Here is a 14366-nt window from a genome sequence, read left to right on the forward strand (position 1 = left end):
GGGTTGCGGCGGCTATTCTGACTGGCAAGGCGTGTGGGAAATGCGCAAAAGGCTCGCGCAACAAAGTAAAAAAACGGCCCGCCAATGGCGGGCCGTCCTTGTTTTACTTTGCCGTCCGGATCAGCCCGTGATCAGGCCCATGCTTTCCAGCTTCAGCAGAACCTGGTGGGCGCAGTTGTCGACGTCGACGTTCTCGGTCTCAACCACCAGCTCGGCGTTCTGCGGCACGTCGTAGGGGTCGGAGATGCCGGTGAACTCCTTGATCTTGCCTTCGCGGGCCAGTTTGTACAGGCCCTTGCGGTCGCGGCGCTCGCATTCCTCGATCGAGGTGGCGACATGCACTTCGACAAAGGCGCCGAACTGTTCCACGTCCTCGCGCACGGCGCGGCGGGTGGTGGCATAAGGCGCGATCGGGGCGCAGATGGCGATGCCGCCGTTCTTGGTGATCTCGGACGCGACATAGCCGATGCGGCGGATGTTGAGGTCGCGGTGCTCTTTCGAGAAGCCCAGCTCAGACGACAGGTTCTTACGCACGATGTCACCGTCCAGCAGGGTCACCGGGCGGCCGCCCATTTCCATCAGCTTGACCATCAGAGCGTTTGCAATGGTGGACTTGCCGGAGCCGGAGAAGCCGGTGAAGAACACGGTGAAGCCCTGCTTGGAGCGCGGCGGCTTGGTCTTGCGCAGCTCGGCGACCACCTCGGGGAAGGAGAACCATTCCGGGATCTCCAGGCCCTCGGCCAGGCGGCGGCGCAGTTCGGTGCCGGAGATGTTCAGGATGGTGACGTTATCCTTGTCGGCGATCTCGTCGTTGGGCTCGTACTGGGCGCGCTCCTGCACATAGACCATGTGCTTGAAGTCGACCATCTTGAGGCCGATTTCGTCCTCATGGGCGCGGAACAGCTCCTGCGCGTCGTAAGGGCCGTAGAAGTCTTCGCCTGCGGAGTTTTTGCCCGGGCCTGCATGGTCGCGGCCGACGATGAAATGGGTGCAGCCGTGATTCTTGCGGATCAGGCCGTGCCAGACCGCCTCGCGCGGGCCGGCCATGCGCATCGCCAGGTTCAACAGCGACATGGTGGTGGTGGCGGCCGGGTATTTGTCCAGCACCGCCTCGTAGCAGCGCACGCGGGTGAAGTGGTCGACATCGCCCGGCTTGGTCATGCCGACCACCGGGTGGATCAGCAGGTTGGCTTCGGCTTCGCGGGCGGCGCGGAAGGTCAGCTCCTGGTGGGCGCGGTGCAGCGGGTTGCGGGTCTGGAAGGCGACGATCTTGCGCCAGCCCAGCTTGCGGAAATAGGCACGCAGCTCGTTCGGGGTGTCGCGGCGGCCGCGGAAATCATAGTGGACGGGCTGCTGGATGCCGGTGACAGGGCCGCCCAGGTAGATCTTGCCTGCGCTGTTGTGCAGGTAGTTCACCGCCGGGTGGGCGTCGTCATCGGCGCCAAAGACCTTTTCGGCCTCGCGGGATTTGTTCGGCTCCCAGCGGTCGGTCACGGTCATGGTGGCGAGGATCACGCCTTCCTGGTCGCGCAGGGCAATGTCCTGGCCGATTTCCAGCGAGCCTGCGAAATCTTCGGAGACGTCCAGGGTGATCGGCATCGGCCACAGGGTGCCGTCGGCCAGGCGCATGTTTTCAACGACGCCGTTGTAGTCTTCCTCGGACAGGAAGCCCTTGAGCGGGTTGAAGCCGCCGTTCATCAAGAGTTCCAGGTCGCAGATCTGGCGCGGGGTCAGGTCGTGGCTGACCAGATCGGCCGCTTCGACCTTCAGTTTCTGGGCGCTTTCGTAGGAGACATAGAGCTCAGGGATCGGAGCCAGGTTGCTTTGCATTGGATGGGTCCTGTGTTTGAGGGGCGGCAGGCCGCTGGCGGTGCCGGTGAGTTCCGCGTGCAGCGCGTTGTATTCTGCGAGCTTGCGGGCGAGGAATTGATCGGTGAGACGCATTTTCTCCGCGGCGCCGCGGGTGGTCAGCGAGTAGGCGAACCGCTGGCGTTTGTCGGGGCCGGGGCGGCTGCTGATGGTGATCAGGCCGCTGTCTGCGGCCAGCCGCAGCTGAGTGTTGAGCCGCCCGAGCGAAATCCCCAGGGCCGCGGCGGTGGCCCGCTGCGATGCATCCGGCGCCGCATCAAGCTGGCGCAGGAGCCGGAAGAGCAGGTCTTCGCCGTCCGGGGTAGATGCAGTCAGGGTTTCGGTCACGGGTCAGCAGGCCAGTCAGCAGGTCAAAAGTGTGTTCACGCGTGAACGCATTGCATGGTTCGGCTGCAATGCAAAGAGCAAACTGGTTTGAATTGGCGATTTTCTGCTGCGTTGCCGTGTTGCAACGGGTGCGGGTGGCGGGGCGGCTTGTTCTCCTGCTGCGTGCCGGGCCGGATGGGCGGCGTGCGGCATGGGCGGCGGGAGAAACAGGTGTTTTGCGCGGCAGCCAGATCGCCTAACGCTGTTCTCCGGCCAGGGTGCGCGGCAGGGCGGCGGCGTGTTCGACTGGCAGGGCGGCCAGCGGGCGGGAGACGCCGCGCAGCTGGAAGGTTTCGAGCGGCAGATGGCCCGAATCATAGCCTGCAGCTTCCAGCACGCGGGCGGAGATCAGCAGCTCGACGCCCAGTTCCTTGGTCTTGGCCTCCAGGCGGCTGGCGGTGTTAACGCTGCCGCCGATGATGGTGCGGGGCGCGTGGCCTGCGCTGCCGATCTCGCCCAGCACCAGCTCTCCCAGGTGGATACCGATGCCGATGCGGATTTCCGGCTCGCCGTCCCTGGCCAGCTGGGCATTGAAGTCCTGCAGCGCAGCGCCGGCGGCGGCGGCGGCCTCCAGTGCGGCACGGGCGGAGAGGGCGGGGGAGGGGGCCTCGAACAGGGCCAGCAGGCCGTCGCCGAGGTATTTGTCCACCGTGCCGCCGGCCCCGGTGATGGCGGGCACGATGGCGTCGAAGAAGCGGTTCAGCAGGAACACCACGTCGTAGGGCAGCTGGGCCGCGGTGCGGGCGGTGAAGCCGCGCATGTCGAGGAACAGGATAGCCAGCTGCTGCTCGCTGCCTTGGCTGGCGTGGGCGCGGCCCATTTGGCCGTCGGAACGGAAAAGACGGGTCACGGTCAGCGGCGCCTGCGGGCGGATCTGGCAGGCCAGCCGCATGTTGGCGGGCGCCTTGACGCGTTCCAGGCTGCGGGCCTCGGGCGGCTCTGGCGGCGGCAGATGCTCGCCGCCCTCGTCCACCACCACACGGCAGGTGGTGCAGCGGCCCTTGCCGCCGCAAAGCGAGGTGTGCTGAACGCCGCCCGCGCGCGACATTTCCAACAGCGTCATGCCGCGTTCGGCGCGGATTTCGGGGCCGAAGGCATAGCGGATGGTGACAGCGCGGCGGCGGCGGATCAGCTTGCGCAGCAGGTAGGCGGCGGCAGTGAGGCCCAGCAGGGCATAGAAGATCGAAAGCCAGAGCTGTTCGACCGCAAACATCTCTGCAAAGGCCTCGCGGCTGGGCCAGTTGAAATCCTCCATCAGCGCGGCGCGCTCGGTGCCTTCGACAAACAGGCCGTAGATGCGGCGGCCCTCTGTCAACAGGCCGGCAAAGGCGAAGCCGGGGATGAAGACGGCGACACCGGTCATCCAGGGGATCAGCGGGCGCCACCAGCGGGTGAGCCGCAGCCAGTAGTGCAGACCCATGCAGCCGTGGATCCAGACCGCCAGCAAAAGGAGGCTTTGCTGCCAGACCTCGGGCGAGGCCCACATCAGGATGATCTGATAGGGCATCTCGTCATTGGTGCCGTAGACCTCGTGCGAGTAGCGGGTGAAGACCAGATGCGCGATGAGCTGCAGCGGGATCAGCAGGGCGAGCACGGTCTGCAGCGCCTCGCCCCAGCGCATCCTCAGGGTGCGGCGGCGGGCCAGGTTCCACAGCGCAAGCCCTGCGTGCAGGAGCAGCGAGGTGCCCAGGATAAGGCTGCCCAGGAAACTGCGGGTGATCACCTGGCGGGCGTCCTGGAATTCGTCCATCCACTGGGGGGAGATCAGGCCGAGGCCGATATTGAGGAAATGAAAGAAGGCGAAGGTCAGCAGCACCAGCCCGGTGATGATCCGGGTGCGGGTGATCCAGTTGCCTTGCCAGAGCGCGCTTGCCACCCCGGTTCTCCTGTTCGCGGTTTTGGGGTGCAGACTGCGGGGCAGCGCGGCCCGGGTCAATGGCCGGCTGCAGGCGGGGCGGGGGGGATCAGCCCTCCAGCCCCCAGCCGTCGGGTGCAAATCCGTGGGAGAGGGCGGCGCGGGTGGCCAGCTCCTCGCCGATCCAGATGCCGGTGGCAGAGATGATCTGCTCCGGCAGGGTGGCGCTCAGATAGGGCGGGTCTTGCCCTTCGGCCTCGAAGAACTCGCAGGAAAAGCCTTCCTTGCTCAGTTCCTCGGCCAGCGGGCGCCAGTCGGCGCCGTCGCGGGCGGGGACGAAGAAGTAATCCACGTCCGCCACCTCAGGCAGGCCGTGCTTGGCCTGCAGGTCGTTGAATGCCGCAACAGTTTCAGCCCGCTGGGTTTCGAAATCATGCGGCATCAGGTTTACTCCTGCTCTGCCAGGAAGCGTTCCGCATCCAGCGCCGCCATGCAGCCCATGCCGGCCGAGGTGACCGCCTGGCGGTACTTATGGTCGGTGAGGTCGCCCGCGGCATAGATGCCGGGGATCGAAGTCTCGGTGGAGCCGGGCTTCACTTTTACATAGCCGCCGTTGTGCAGCTCCAGCACGTCCTTGACCAGCTCGTTGGCCGGCGCGTGGCCGATGGCGACAAAGACACCCTTGCAGGGGATTTCCTTAACTTCGCCGGTCTGCACGTTCTTGACCACGACGCCCTCAACCCCCAGCGGGTTGTCGGTGCCGACAACTTCTTCCAGGGTGTGGAACCACAGCGTCTCGATCTTTTCGTTCTTCATCAGGCGGTCCTGCAGGATCTTTTCCGCACGCAGCTCGTCGCGGCGGTGGATCAGGGTCACCTTGGAGGCGAAGTTGGTGAGGAACAGCGCCTCTTCCACAGCGGTGTTGCCGCCGCCGATCACCACGATCTCCTGGCCGCGGTAGAAGAAGCCGTCGCAGGTGGCGCAGGCGGAGACGCCGAAGCCCTTGAACTTCTCTTCCGATTCCAGGCCCAGCCATTTGGCGCGTGCGCCAGTCGCCAGGATCACCGCGTCAGCGGTGAAGGTGGTGCCGCTGTCGGCCTTGGCCACAAAGGGGCGGGCGGAGGTGTCAAGCGAGGTGATGTAGTCGCCGATCACTTCGCAGCCCATCGCCTGGGCGTGCTCCTGCATCTTGATCATCAGGTCGGGGCCCTGCACCTCGGTGAAGCCGGGGTAGTTCTCGACCTCGGTGGTGGTGGTCAGCTGGCCGCCGGGCTCAATCCCCTGGACCAGGACGGGTTCCAGCATGGCACGGGCCGCGTAGACCCCCGCGGTGTAGCCGGCAGGCCCGGAGCCGATGATCAGAACCTTGGTGTGGCGCGTCTCGCTCATGTGTGTTCCCCACGTAATGCAGCCTGGCGGGCGTGCCGCCGTCAGGCAATGCATATAGCGGCAGGGCCAGCAGGCTTAAACCCCCTAGGCCCGGTATGCGGCGGGATGCAAATTTGCCCGCGATCTGCGCATTGCGTCTTGCGCCCTTGCGGCGCAAAGAATATTGCGCGGCGATGAAAGATTATTGCGCGGCCCGGCGGCAGTGCTATAAGAAACGCAAAAATCACAGGAGTTTCCGGCATGGTCACAACCCGTCTTGATCCGATTGATCGCAAGATTCTGTCGGAGCTTCAGGCCGATGGGCGGATGACCAATGTGGAGCTGGCCAAGCGGGTTGGGATTTCCGCGCCGCCCTGTTTGCGCCGGGTGCGGGCACTGGAGGAGGCCGGGCTGATTCACGGCTACCACGCGGATGTGAATTCCCGCGAGCTGGGGTTTGAGGTGCAGGTTTTTGCCATGGTGGGCCTGGAAAGCCAGGCCGAGGTGGAGCTGAGCGCCTTTGAGGAGAAATGCCGCAGCTGGCCGTTGGTGCGCGAGTGCCACATGCTGAACGGCGAGGTGGATTTCATCCTGAAATGCGTCTCACCTGATCTGAGCACCTTCCAGAGCTTCCTGACCGGTGAGCTGCTGACCACCCCGAATGTGGCCAGTGTGAAAACCTCATTGGTGATCCGCGGCGCCAAGGATGAGCCGGGTGTGCCGTTTGAGGTGCTGGAAGAGCGGCTGGCCCGCGAGGCCTGAGCGCCGGCAGTGGCGGGCGCAACTGCCGATCCTGTGATCGTGCCATAGCAAGGCGGGCGTTTCCGCCCGCCGCTGGCCGGTTAGCACAATCTTACAAAATCGCAGGCCCAGGCGCCGTGCCGCTGTCTGCCCGGGGATGCGCCAGGGGGCCAAAGCCCTGGATGCTGTCGGTATGGGCAAACAGGTTCAAAAACAGCGTCTTGATTGCATAGCTGGCCAGCTTCAGCGCGTCAGGGCCCGGGTGGTAGGTCTCAAACGCCAGGCCGCCCACGGTGATCACCGCATGGCGCGGCAGGCAGAGGTGGTACATGTCCACCGGCGTTGGCGGCGCGGTTTCAAAGATGCTCATCCCGTCCTGGAATTCCGCGGCCGGCGTCAGCAGCGGCCCGTCCGCGGCGCCCTGCATTTGCGGCGGCGTGCGCAACAGGCGGGCGGCGGGGCCCACCACCAGGCTGGAGGCAGGTTTCTGCAGGCCCAGGCTGTCGGCCATAAAGCTGGTCAGCCGGTGGCTGCGGCCGCGGCTGTCCGGGCGGGACGGCAGCAGGCTGGTGCGGCCGACCCAGATCAGCGGCTGGCTGCCGCCGTCGCTGGTCAGGATCTCATCGCCGGGCAGCAGGTCCTCAACCGCGATCGGCCCTTGGGCGGTTTCCACCAGCGAACCGCGGGAGAAGGCGCAGAAGGCATCCTCGAACAGCGGCAGCGCCGGGGCGATATGGCGGGTTTCGGAAATGGCGCCGCTGGGCAGCAGGCTGGCAACCTCATAGCGCCGCAGCTGCGGCTTGCTGGCGCTGCGCAGCTCCGCCGGATCCTGCAGGAAGGCGTTGGCTTCAACAGCATTGGCAGCTGCCCTTTGCAGCGACTGGGGAATGGTCATCGGCGGACCTCTCCTTTCAAACTGCCCGTTTGCATCGGCCCCCACCGGCAACACAGACGCGCTTGAACGATATGTATGCGATGGATAAGGCGGGATTTAATTCGAATTGTCAAAAAAACTGAGGCAAACTGGTTAACAGAAGGCGGGTCTGAATCCGGGGCCTGAAGCCGGGCGCGCGGCCCTGGCAGGATGCAGGGCCAACGGCCGCAATTGCCCGGACGGGGCGGCTCAGGATGTGTTCGGAAGGGGCGCAGAACCCCTGGAACCCCGGTCAGATGCCCAGGCAGCGGCCGGCCGGGCTGGCGCTGCTGCGCCAGGGGTAAGCCGCTGCCCGGGCACCCGTCCCCGGCGTTAACCCAGTTTCCGTTTTGGTGCTTCAGCCTGTGCCTGGCTGGCCCGGCGGCGTGCGGCGGTCCACGGCAGGATCACGGTTTCGCTCTTGGCGGAGCGGATGATGGAGGCAATGAAACGCTTGTTCATCTTCATGGTCTGGTCTGTCCTTCGCCCGGCAGCTGCGCCCTGCGCCGGGCTGCTGCTGTTTGTTATGTTCTGACCTGATCATGGGTAATCATTGCGCCGCGAATGTGACCGGCAGGGGGCATTTTGCCGGTGGTTCCGGGCCGCGGAACCGTGCAGGGCTGCCGGGAGTAAATCGCTGCAGGACGTTGTTATTTAGTGGGAATTTTTGACTTCGCCGTGGAGTTGACCCAGGGGAAAGCCCAGATTGCGGCGCAATTCATTAAAATCCGCCACAATTGCGCTGGTTAACAGGGGCTTAAAGCCGGATACAGGAGATCAGGCGGCCGTAGTCGGCTTCTTTTGCGTGGGTGGCACGGCGGTAGGAGAAGAATTTCTCCGCATCCGAATAGGTGCAGTGGCGGCTCCACTCCGCGGCGCCGATGCCGGCCTGGCGCAGTTTGTGCAGGCCGAGGCCCGGCAGGTCGAACAGGTAGCGGTCGCCTTCGCCATTGGCAAAGAAGCGGGCGTAGCCGTCGTCCTGCGTCATGAAGTCGTCAAAGAACTCGGGGCCGACCTCATAGGCGCGCTGGGAGATGGTGGGGCCGATCACCGCGGCGGTGTTCTCGCGGCTGGCGCCGAGGCTCTCCATGGCTTCCAGCGTGGCCTCAAGCACCCCGTCCAGGGTGCCGCGCCAGCCCGCATGGGCGGCGCCGATGACGCTGGCCTCCGGGTCGCAGAACAGCACCGGCTGGCAGTCGGCGGTCAGGATCGACAGCGCCAGCCCTGGCACATTGGTGACCATCGCGTCGGCCCGGGGGCGTTCCGGTGAGGGTTCGGTGACCACCTGCACATCGGCGCTGTGGACCTGATGCACGGCGCTGAGGTGCTCCGGCGGCACCTCCATCGCGGCGGCGGCACGGTTGCGGTTGATCTGCACTGCCTCGCGCTGGTCGGTCGAGCCAAGGCCGCAGTTCAGGCCGTGGTAGATGCCAGAGGAGGCGCCGCCCTTGCGGGTGAAAAACCCGTGCCGCACCGGGCCAAGCAGATCGGACGTGAGAATTTCAAGCGTCATTGTTAACCATCATGGGTTCAATCCTGGCGGAGGGGCGGCCTGCGAAGGATAGAGGCCGAGAACTTTGAACAGGTTTCCCATTTCATCGGGGTGCGTCAACCGCCGATGTGCGGCGATCAGGGTTTCCAGACCTCCGCCCTGGAGGGGGGCGGCCAGGGCGCGGGCGCGGCCGGTGATGCCGAGCCGTTCCAGGAAGACCCCTTGCGGGGTGAGGCGGCTGTGGGCGCAACCTGCGGTTTTTGCAGCCAATGCCAGGGCTTCGAAATCCACATGCGCCGTCAGGTCGGCCTGGCCCGGGTGCTGCAGCGGATCGGCGGGTTTGTGCGCGCGCAGGGCTTGCAGCGTGTCCCCCAGGGCCCGCCAGTCGCCGTAGTCGACGATCAGCGCGGCGCCGCCGTGGGCAGCGATTCGGGCGGCGATGGCCTGGGTGACGGGGGCGGCGGCTTCGCAGAGCTCGACCAGGTCGCCGTCCCTTGTGTCTTGCAGCCGGTGCGCCAGTGCAGGCTGCGGCGCGGCGGGGCTGAGGCCGAAGGTGAGGGCGTTGTCCGTGAGGCCGATGCGTTTCTCGCTCCATCCATCACCTGCGCGCAGGAACTGGCGGATGGGCAGGGCGTCGAAGAACTCGTTTGCCACCAGGAACAGCGGCTGGTCCGGCAAGGCGTCCACGCTGTCCAGCCATTCGGGCGCATAACCCTGCAGCGTTTTGGCTTGCGCCGCACGCAGGGCGGGCGAGGCCTCGATCAGGCGGATTTGCATCGCCGCATGAAATCCCGGAACGCCGCGGGTGGCGCGCAAAAGGTCCGCCATCAGGGTGCCGCGGCCCGGTCCCAGTTCTGAGAGCGTGAAGGGGGCAGGCGATCCCTGATCGAGCCAGGCCTGAGCGAGGGCGAGGCCGAGGAGTTCGCCAAACATCTGGCTGATCTCCGGCGCGGTTGTGAAATCGCCCTTGGCGCCCAGCGGGTCGCGGGTGGTGTAATAGCCGAACTGCGGGTGCAGCAGGCAGTCGGCCATGTAGTCCGCCACGGACATCGGGCCATCGGCGCGGATGCGTGTGTGGAGATGGTCCAGCAGGCTCATGCGGTGCTCCGGGCCGCGTGGCGGGCGCGGATCAGGAACCAGAGGCCGATGGCGATCATCGGCAGCGACAGCGCCTGGCCCTGGGTGAGGCCGATGCCGTCAATCTGCCAGGCCAGCCCCAGCGGGTTGCCGGGGGTGACGAACTGGGCATCCGGCTGGCGGAAGAACTCGACAATGAACCGGGCAAGGCCGTAGCCCGCCAGGAACACGCCCAAGATGCGGCCCGGCGTGTGGAAGGCGCCCCGCCGCCAGGCAAGGTACAGGAGCAGCGCGCCGAGGATCAGCCCCTCCATCAGTGCCTCGTAAAGCTGCGAGGGATGGCGGGCGCAAATCTCTCCCAGCGCCTGGCCGCAGTCCTGCGCCGCCTGGCCCGGGAAGGCCACGCCCCAGGGCAGACCGGTCGGACGGCCCCAAAGTTCGGCGTTGATGAAATTGCTGAGCCGCCCCAGCAGCAGGCCGGGGGCCACGGTATGGGCCACCAGATCGGCCATTTGCAGGCGCGGGATGCCGTGGCGCGCGGCATAGATCCAGGAGGCGGCGATTACGCCAATGAGGCCGCCGTGAAAGGCCATGCCGCCCTGCCAGATCTTCAGGATTTCCGCAGGGTGCGCCAGGTAATAGGCGGGCTGGTAGAACAGCACGAAACCCAGGCGCCCGCCCAGGATGACGCCGAGGATGATCCAGGTCAGCAGATCCTCCACCTGCTGCGGCTGCATCGGCGGCTGATTTGCGGGCCACAACGCGGGGCGGCGCAGGGCGGCCACGGCCAGGCGCCAGGCAATGACGATGCCCGCGATATAGGCCAGCGCATACCAGCGCAGGGCAAATTCGAAACTGCCGATGGAGATCGAGAAAATCTCTGGCGAGAGGTCGGGGAATTGGATCATGGCCTGCATGTGCGTCTGAATGCCTCTGCTCTTCGGGGGAAGTCAACGGCTTGCAGCCGCGCGCGCGCTTCCCCATATAGGGATCAACCCCGAGACGGAGAAGAACATGCAGACCCGCAACAAGATCCTGGACGATATTTCCCAGCTGATGACCAATGCGATGGGCGTGGCCCAGGGCGCCAAGGATGAGGCGGACACGGCGCTGAAAAGCATGATCGACCGCTGGCTGGCCGACCGCGATTTTGTCACCCGGGAGGAGTTCGATGCGGTGCGGGCGATGGCGCAGAAGGCGCGGGAGGAGAACGAGGCATTGAAGGCCCGTCTGGACGCGCTGGAGGCGGCGCAGAAGTAAGCGGTGCTGCCCAGGTGGATGCAAGGCCCGCTGCAGCTTGATGCTGCAGCGGGCTTTTTCTGTTTCGGGTGTTCCAGGGCAGCGGCGGGCAAATTGCCTGCCTTGCATTTGTATTTCTATCCGCAGCAGCCGGATTTGGCGGCTGCGGGCGCTTCGCCCGGTGCCTCGTTCAGATTGGCACCCCGGCCGAGCCAGGTGCGCTCCGCCAGGTAGAACTCCGCGAATTTCTGCCCGAAATCCTCCGGCACCGATTTCTGCGCGATGCCGGTGTCCAGCAGCGCCTGCTGCCAGGCCTGCAGCTTGGGGCGGCCTGCCAGCATGTCATAACCGCTGTGCGCCCGGACGAGTGCGGCGCGGTGCAGCAGCGGCAGCCAGGCGACGTCCACATTGCCAAGCTCCGCCCCGGAGAAATAGGGCCCGTCGCCAAGCTGCTCTTCCGCCTTGTCAAAAGCCTTGCTCAGTTTGGCCATGCGTTCGTCCAGAATGGCCTTGTCCGCGCTTTGCATGGCTGAGCACTGCACCAGGTAGTGCTTACTGGCCTGATAGCTCCAGGCGCGGTTGAGGGCGCGCTGTTCGGGCGTCAGGCCGGGCTGCAGCGGGGCGGTGATTTCATCCACGTATTCGGTGATGGCGTCGGACTCAAACAGCGCGGTTCCGTCCTCAGCCACCAGCAGCGGCACCTGCCCGGTGGGGGAGAGGTTCAGGAACCATTGCGGCTTGTCGCTGAGGCTGATGTAGTCGATGCTGTAGGGCACGCCTTTGGCTTCCAGGAGGGCCGTCACCCGCTGTACAAAGGGGCAGATCTTGAAGCTGATTATCCGGATCATCGTGTTTTCCTTTTTCCGATGGTTCGCCCTGTAAGACGCGCGGCAAGGGGAAAAGACGGCCGTTAGCTCAGCATTTTTTGCAACTGTCTGATTTCGGGTGGTATTCTGCGATGCCCCCGCGGGCGTCCAGGGTAAAGCCGCAGCAGGCCTCGAAGGCTTTGCGCAGTTCTGCGCGGCCCGATTGCACGCGGGATTTGAGGGTCGAGTAGGGGATGCCGGCCGCGGCCGCGTAGTCGCGCTGCGGGATCCCCTGGAGGTCCACGGCCATCAGGATGCGGGCGGTTTCCGGCGGCAGCGACTGGATGAAGGGCTCGACGCAGGCTTCCAGATCCTGGCGGATCCCGGGATCCTCCTTGGCGTACCACAGGTCATCGGGGTGCGGCGGCGCCTGGCGGCCCCTCTTGCGGTAGTGGTCGATGATCGTGCGCTGGGCGGTCTGGAACAGCCAGGGCTGCAGCTTGGCACTGTCCTGCAGCGCGGGCAGGCCGGTGAAGACCTTGATCGAAATGTCCTGCAGCAGGTCTTCGGCGTCTTCCGGGTTTGCCACCCGGGCGCGCAGGAAGGCCCGCAGCCGGGCCTGGTACCTGGGCCAGATGTCTTCGATCGTCATGCGCATGCCTCCTTTGCAGGGTATGGGGACGGGGAGTGAGGAAATCAACGCCGGCCAGGCAATTCAGGCTTTACCTGCGGCAGCCGCCGCCCCATAGTCGTGCAGCCGGCATTTAGGGGGCTGTGGATAGTTCATCCACAAGTTATTGCAGATATCCCCAAAATAAAGGGTTGCCAGATCACCTTTTCAGCTCCACCATATCTAGTATGGGAGCGGGGATGCCTCCCCGGCCCATAGCAGAAAAACCTAGCTGTAGGGCGTCCTTGTGCCTGGTGTGCTAGGCAAAAAGAGAGGTGGCATCATGGCACTATCCGAGCTTCACCTGGAAGAAGACGTCCATCCGATCGACATTGTTGAGCATCTGGCGTCGCACCACGACTGGGACTTCGACCGGGTCGGTGACGATCAGATCGCGATGTCGGTCGAAGGGCAGTGGCGCACCTATTCGCTGACGCTGGCCTGGTCGGGCTATGAGGAATGCCTGCGGCTGGTCTGCAGCTTTGAGATGGAGCCGCCGGAGGCGGAGCTGCCGCGGCTTTATGAGCTGATCAACCGGATGAACGACCAGTGCTGGGAAGGCTCCTTTACCTATTGGGCGGATCACAAGCTGATGCTGTTCCGCTACGGGCTGGTTCTGGCTGGCGGCCAGATGGCGAGCCCGCAGCAGATTGATGCGATGATCAATGCAGCCGTCGCAAATGCGGAGCGCTATTACCCGGCGATCCAGCTGGCGGTCTGGGGCCAGCGCAGCCCGGAAGATGCGATGCAGGTCGCCATTGCAGAGGCCTACGGGCGGGCGTAAGACTTTGCCCTGAACCTAAGATTTGGGGAGGGGCGAAAGATGGATATGCAGGAAATTGCCGCGCGCGGCCTGGTACTGCTGGGCTGCGGCAAGATGGGATCGGCGATGCTGGCCGGATGGCTGGAGGGCGGGTTGCCCGCCTCTTCGGTCTGGGTGATCGACCCGCGCCCTTCGGAGTGGCTGCAGGGCACCGGCGTCCATATCAATGCAGAGCCGCCGGCGGCGCCGGGCATCGTGCTGATTGCGGTGAAGCCGCAGATGATGGGCGAAGCGCTGCCCACGCTGCAAAGCTATGGCAACGGCTCCACCCTGTTCATTTCCGTGGCCGCCGGCACTTCGATTGCAACCTTTGAGGATGTTTTGGGGGCGCAATCGCCAATCGTGCGGGCGATGCCGAACACGCCGGCTGCGGTGGGGCGCGGCATCACCGCGATTATCGGCAATGAGCATACCGGCGCCGCCGATCTGGACCGCGCCGAAGGGCTGCTGCAGGCGGTGGGGCAGGTTGTGCGGCTGGATAATGAGGGTCAGATGGATGCCGTTACCGGCGTCAGCGGCTCAGGCCCCGCTTATGTGTTCCACCTGATCGAGACCCTGGCTATTGCGGGCGAGGCGCAAGGGCTGCCTGCGGAGCTGGCGATGCAGCTGGCCAAGGCCACCGTGGCAGGCGCCGGCGCGCTGGCAGAGGCGGCGGACGAGAGCCCCAGCCAGTTGCGCATCAATGTGACCAGCCCCAATGGCACTACCCAGGCCGCTTTGGAAGTGCTGATGGATGATGACGACGGCTTCCCTGCACTGCTGAACCGGGCAGTGGCGGCGGCAACAAGCCGCTCCAAGGAGCTGTCGCGTGGCTGAGATTTCCTTTGACGACTTCCTGAAGGTCGATGTCCGGGTGGGCGAAGTGGTCCGCGCGGAGCCGTTTCCCGAGGCGCGCAAGCCGGCAATCAAGCTCTGGGTCGATTTTGGGCCGGATATTGGCGTAAAAAAGAGCTCAGCGCAGATTACGGCGCATTACATGCCGGAAACGCTGGTGGGCAAGCAGGTTCTGGCCGTCGTAAACTTCCCGCCGCGGCAGATCGGCACGTTCATGTCAGAAGTCCTGGTATTGGGCCTGCCGGATGAGGATGGAGAAATATTCCTGGCGGGTCCCGATGGACAGGTCCCGCTGGGCGGGAGGATGCACTGA

General features: G+C 65.1%; 16 protein-coding genes. 5 read left to right on the plus strand and 11 right to left on the minus strand.

From position 1 onward, the window contains the following. Positions 1-120: 120 nt before the first annotated feature. The 4 genes from ACXAHG_RS15955 to trxB all read right to left on the minus strand — a co-directional run bounded on the left by ACXAHG_RS15955 (position 121) and on the right by trxB (position 5479). The gene (locus ACXAHG_RS15955; protein WP_475041936.1) at positions 121-2196 is read right to left on the minus strand and encodes a bifunctional sulfate adenylyltransferase/adenylylsulfate kinase; all 2076 of its coding nucleotides are present in this window, start codon (positions 2194-2196) and stop codon (positions 121-123) included. 235 nt (positions 2197-2431) lie between these two features. Next, entirely contained in the window at positions 2432-4111 is a 1680-nt protein-coding gene (locus ACXAHG_RS15960) for an adenylate/guanylate cyclase domain-containing protein (RefSeq protein WP_475041938.1), read from the minus strand. A gap of 88 nt (positions 4112-4199) precedes the next feature. After that, a complete protein-coding gene (locus ACXAHG_RS15965; RefSeq protein ID WP_475058893.1) occupies positions 4200-4532 on the minus strand; it encodes a ribonuclease E inhibitor RraB in 333 nt (110 codons plus the stop codon). A gap of 5 nt (positions 4533-4537) precedes the next feature. Next, positions 4538-5479 (minus strand): thioredoxin-disulfide reductase, encoded by a 942-nt coding sequence (gene trxB, locus ACXAHG_RS15970; RefSeq protein WP_475041941.1) that lies wholly within the window; start codon positions 5477-5479, stop codon positions 4538-4540. A 240-nt stretch (positions 5480-5719) separates the two neighbouring features. Between trxB and ACXAHG_RS15975 the strand changes: the two genes are divergently transcribed. Continuing rightward, positions 5720-6220: an Lrp/AsnC family transcriptional regulator gene (locus tag ACXAHG_RS15975; RefSeq protein ID WP_039129096.1), complete on the plus strand. Its 501-nt coding sequence runs from the start codon at positions 5720-5722 to the stop codon at positions 6218-6220. Positions 6221-6311: 91 nt separating this feature from the next. Here ACXAHG_RS15975 and ACXAHG_RS15980 read toward each other — a convergent pair whose 3' ends face one another. The 5 genes from ACXAHG_RS15980 to lgt form a co-directional block, all read right to left on the minus strand. Then, positions 6312-7094: a Hint domain-containing protein gene (locus tag ACXAHG_RS15980; protein ID WP_475058896.1), complete on the minus strand. Its 783-nt coding sequence runs from the start codon at positions 7092-7094 to the stop codon at positions 6312-6314. Positions 7095-7445: 351 nt separating this feature from the next. Further along, a complete protein-coding gene (locus tag ACXAHG_RS15985) occupies positions 7446-7580 on the minus strand; it encodes a hypothetical protein (RefSeq protein ID WP_475041945.1) in 135 nt (44 codons plus the stop codon). Between the two features lie 289 nt (positions 7581-7869). Further along, positions 7870-8625, minus strand: a complete 756-nt coding sequence (gene pgeF, locus ACXAHG_RS15990; protein ID WP_475058899.1) for a peptidoglycan editing factor PgeF — start codon at positions 8623-8625, stop codon at positions 7870-7872. A 9-nt stretch (positions 8626-8634) separates the two neighbouring features. Then, positions 8635-9702, minus strand: coding sequence for a class I SAM-dependent methyltransferase (locus ACXAHG_RS15995; protein ID WP_475041949.1), 1068 nt, complete (start codon positions 9700-9702; stop codon positions 8635-8637). Continuing rightward, complete coding sequence (gene lgt, locus ACXAHG_RS16000) at positions 9699-10598, minus strand: prolipoprotein diacylglyceryl transferase (RefSeq protein ID WP_475041951.1); 900 nt, start codon at positions 10596-10598, stop codon at positions 9699-9701. Before lgt ends, ACXAHG_RS15995 begins: the two co-directional genes overlap by 4 nt. 97 nt (positions 10599-10695) lie before the next feature. Between lgt and ACXAHG_RS16005 the strand changes: the two genes are divergently transcribed. Beyond that, complete coding sequence (locus tag ACXAHG_RS16005) at positions 10696-10941, plus strand: accessory factor UbiK family protein (protein ID WP_019296037.1); 246 nt, start codon at positions 10696-10698, stop codon at positions 10939-10941. Positions 10942-11057: 116 nt separating this feature from the next. On the opposite strand, the gene ACXAHG_RS16010 is transcribed toward ACXAHG_RS16005, so the two are convergent. Together ACXAHG_RS16010 and ACXAHG_RS16015 are read right to left on the minus strand one after the other, a co-directional pair. Next, the gene (locus ACXAHG_RS16010; RefSeq protein ID WP_475058902.1) at positions 11058-11768 is read right to left on the minus strand and encodes a glutathione S-transferase family protein; all 711 of its coding nucleotides are present in this window, start codon (positions 11766-11768) and stop codon (positions 11058-11060) included. A gap of 67 nt (positions 11769-11835) precedes the next feature. Continuing rightward, positions 11836-12378 carry a sigma-70 family RNA polymerase sigma factor gene (locus tag ACXAHG_RS16015; protein ID WP_475058905.1) on the minus strand — a complete coding sequence of 181 codons (543 nt, stop codon included), beginning with the start codon at positions 12376-12378 and terminating at the stop codon, positions 11836-11838. A gap of 301 nt (positions 12379-12679) precedes the next feature. On the opposite strand from ACXAHG_RS16015, the gene ACXAHG_RS16020 reads away from it, so the two are divergent. Genes ACXAHG_RS16020 through ACXAHG_RS16030 form a run of 3 tightly spaced genes read left to right on the plus strand, consistent with a single transcriptional unit; the run spans position 12680 to position 14366 of the window. Further along, positions 12680-13180 carry a type III secretion system chaperone family protein gene (locus ACXAHG_RS16020; protein ID WP_475041954.1) on the plus strand — a complete coding sequence of 167 codons (501 nt, stop codon included), beginning with the start codon at positions 12680-12682 and terminating at the stop codon, positions 13178-13180. Positions 13181-13219: 39 nt separating this feature from the next. Next, a complete protein-coding gene (proC, locus tag ACXAHG_RS16025) occupies positions 13220-14035 on the plus strand; it encodes a pyrroline-5-carboxylate reductase (RefSeq protein ID WP_475058908.1) in 816 nt (271 codons plus the stop codon). Beyond that, positions 14028-14366 carry a tRNA-binding protein gene (locus ACXAHG_RS16030; protein WP_475058910.1) on the plus strand — a complete coding sequence of 113 codons (339 nt, stop codon included), beginning with the start codon at positions 14028-14030 and terminating at the stop codon, positions 14364-14366. The genes proC and ACXAHG_RS16030 overlap by 8 nt, the downstream gene beginning before the upstream one ends.

The organism is Leisingera sp. ABD4_442, assembly GCF_056160905.1.

Excerpts from the sequence above, each read along its gene's own strand:
- ACXAHG_RS15985 (WP_475041945.1), bottom strand. The coding sequence starts at position 7,580 with ATGAAGATGAACAAGCGTTTCATTGCCTCCATCATCCGCTCCGCCAAG.
- ACXAHG_RS16005 (WP_019296037.1), top strand. The coding sequence starts at position 10,696 with ATGCAGACCCGCAACAAGATCCTGGACGATATTTCCCAGCTGATGACC.
- lgt (WP_475041951.1), bottom strand. The coding sequence starts at position 10,598 with ATGCAGGCCATGATCCAATTCCCCGACCTCTCGCCAGAGATTTTCTCG.
- ACXAHG_RS15980 (WP_475058896.1), bottom strand. The coding sequence starts at position 7,094 with ATGACCATTCCCCAGTCGCTGCAAAGGGCAGCTGCCAATGCTGTTGAA.
- ACXAHG_RS15965 (WP_475058893.1), bottom strand. The coding sequence starts at position 4,532 with ATGCCGCATGATTTCGAAACCCAGCGGGCTGAAACTGTTGCGGCATTC.
- ACXAHG_RS16010 (WP_475058902.1), bottom strand. The coding sequence starts at position 11,768 with ATGATCCGGATAATCAGCTTCAAGATCTGCCCCTTTGTACAGCGGGTG.
- proC (WP_475058908.1), top strand. The coding sequence starts at position 13,220 with ATGGATATGCAGGAAATTGCCGCGCGCGGCCTGGTACTGCTGGGCTGC.
- trxB (WP_475041941.1), bottom strand. The coding sequence starts at position 5,479 with ATGAGCGAGACGCGCCACACCAAGGTTCTGATCATCGGCTCCGGGCCT.
- ACXAHG_RS16015 (WP_475058905.1), bottom strand. The coding sequence starts at position 12,378 with ATGACGATCGAAGACATCTGGCCCAGGTACCAGGCCCGGCTGCGGGCC.
- ACXAHG_RS15975 (WP_039129096.1), top strand. The coding sequence starts at position 5,720 with ATGGTCACAACCCGTCTTGATCCGATTGATCGCAAGATTCTGTCGGAG.
- pgeF (WP_475058899.1), bottom strand. The coding sequence starts at position 8,625 with ATGACGCTTGAAATTCTCACGTCCGATCTGCTTGGCCCGGTGCGGCAC.
- ACXAHG_RS15995 (WP_475041949.1), bottom strand. The coding sequence starts at position 9,702 with ATGAGCCTGCTGGACCATCTCCACACACGCATCCGCGCCGATGGCCCG.
- ACXAHG_RS16020 (WP_475041954.1), top strand. The coding sequence starts at position 12,680 with ATGGCACTATCCGAGCTTCACCTGGAAGAAGACGTCCATCCGATCGAC.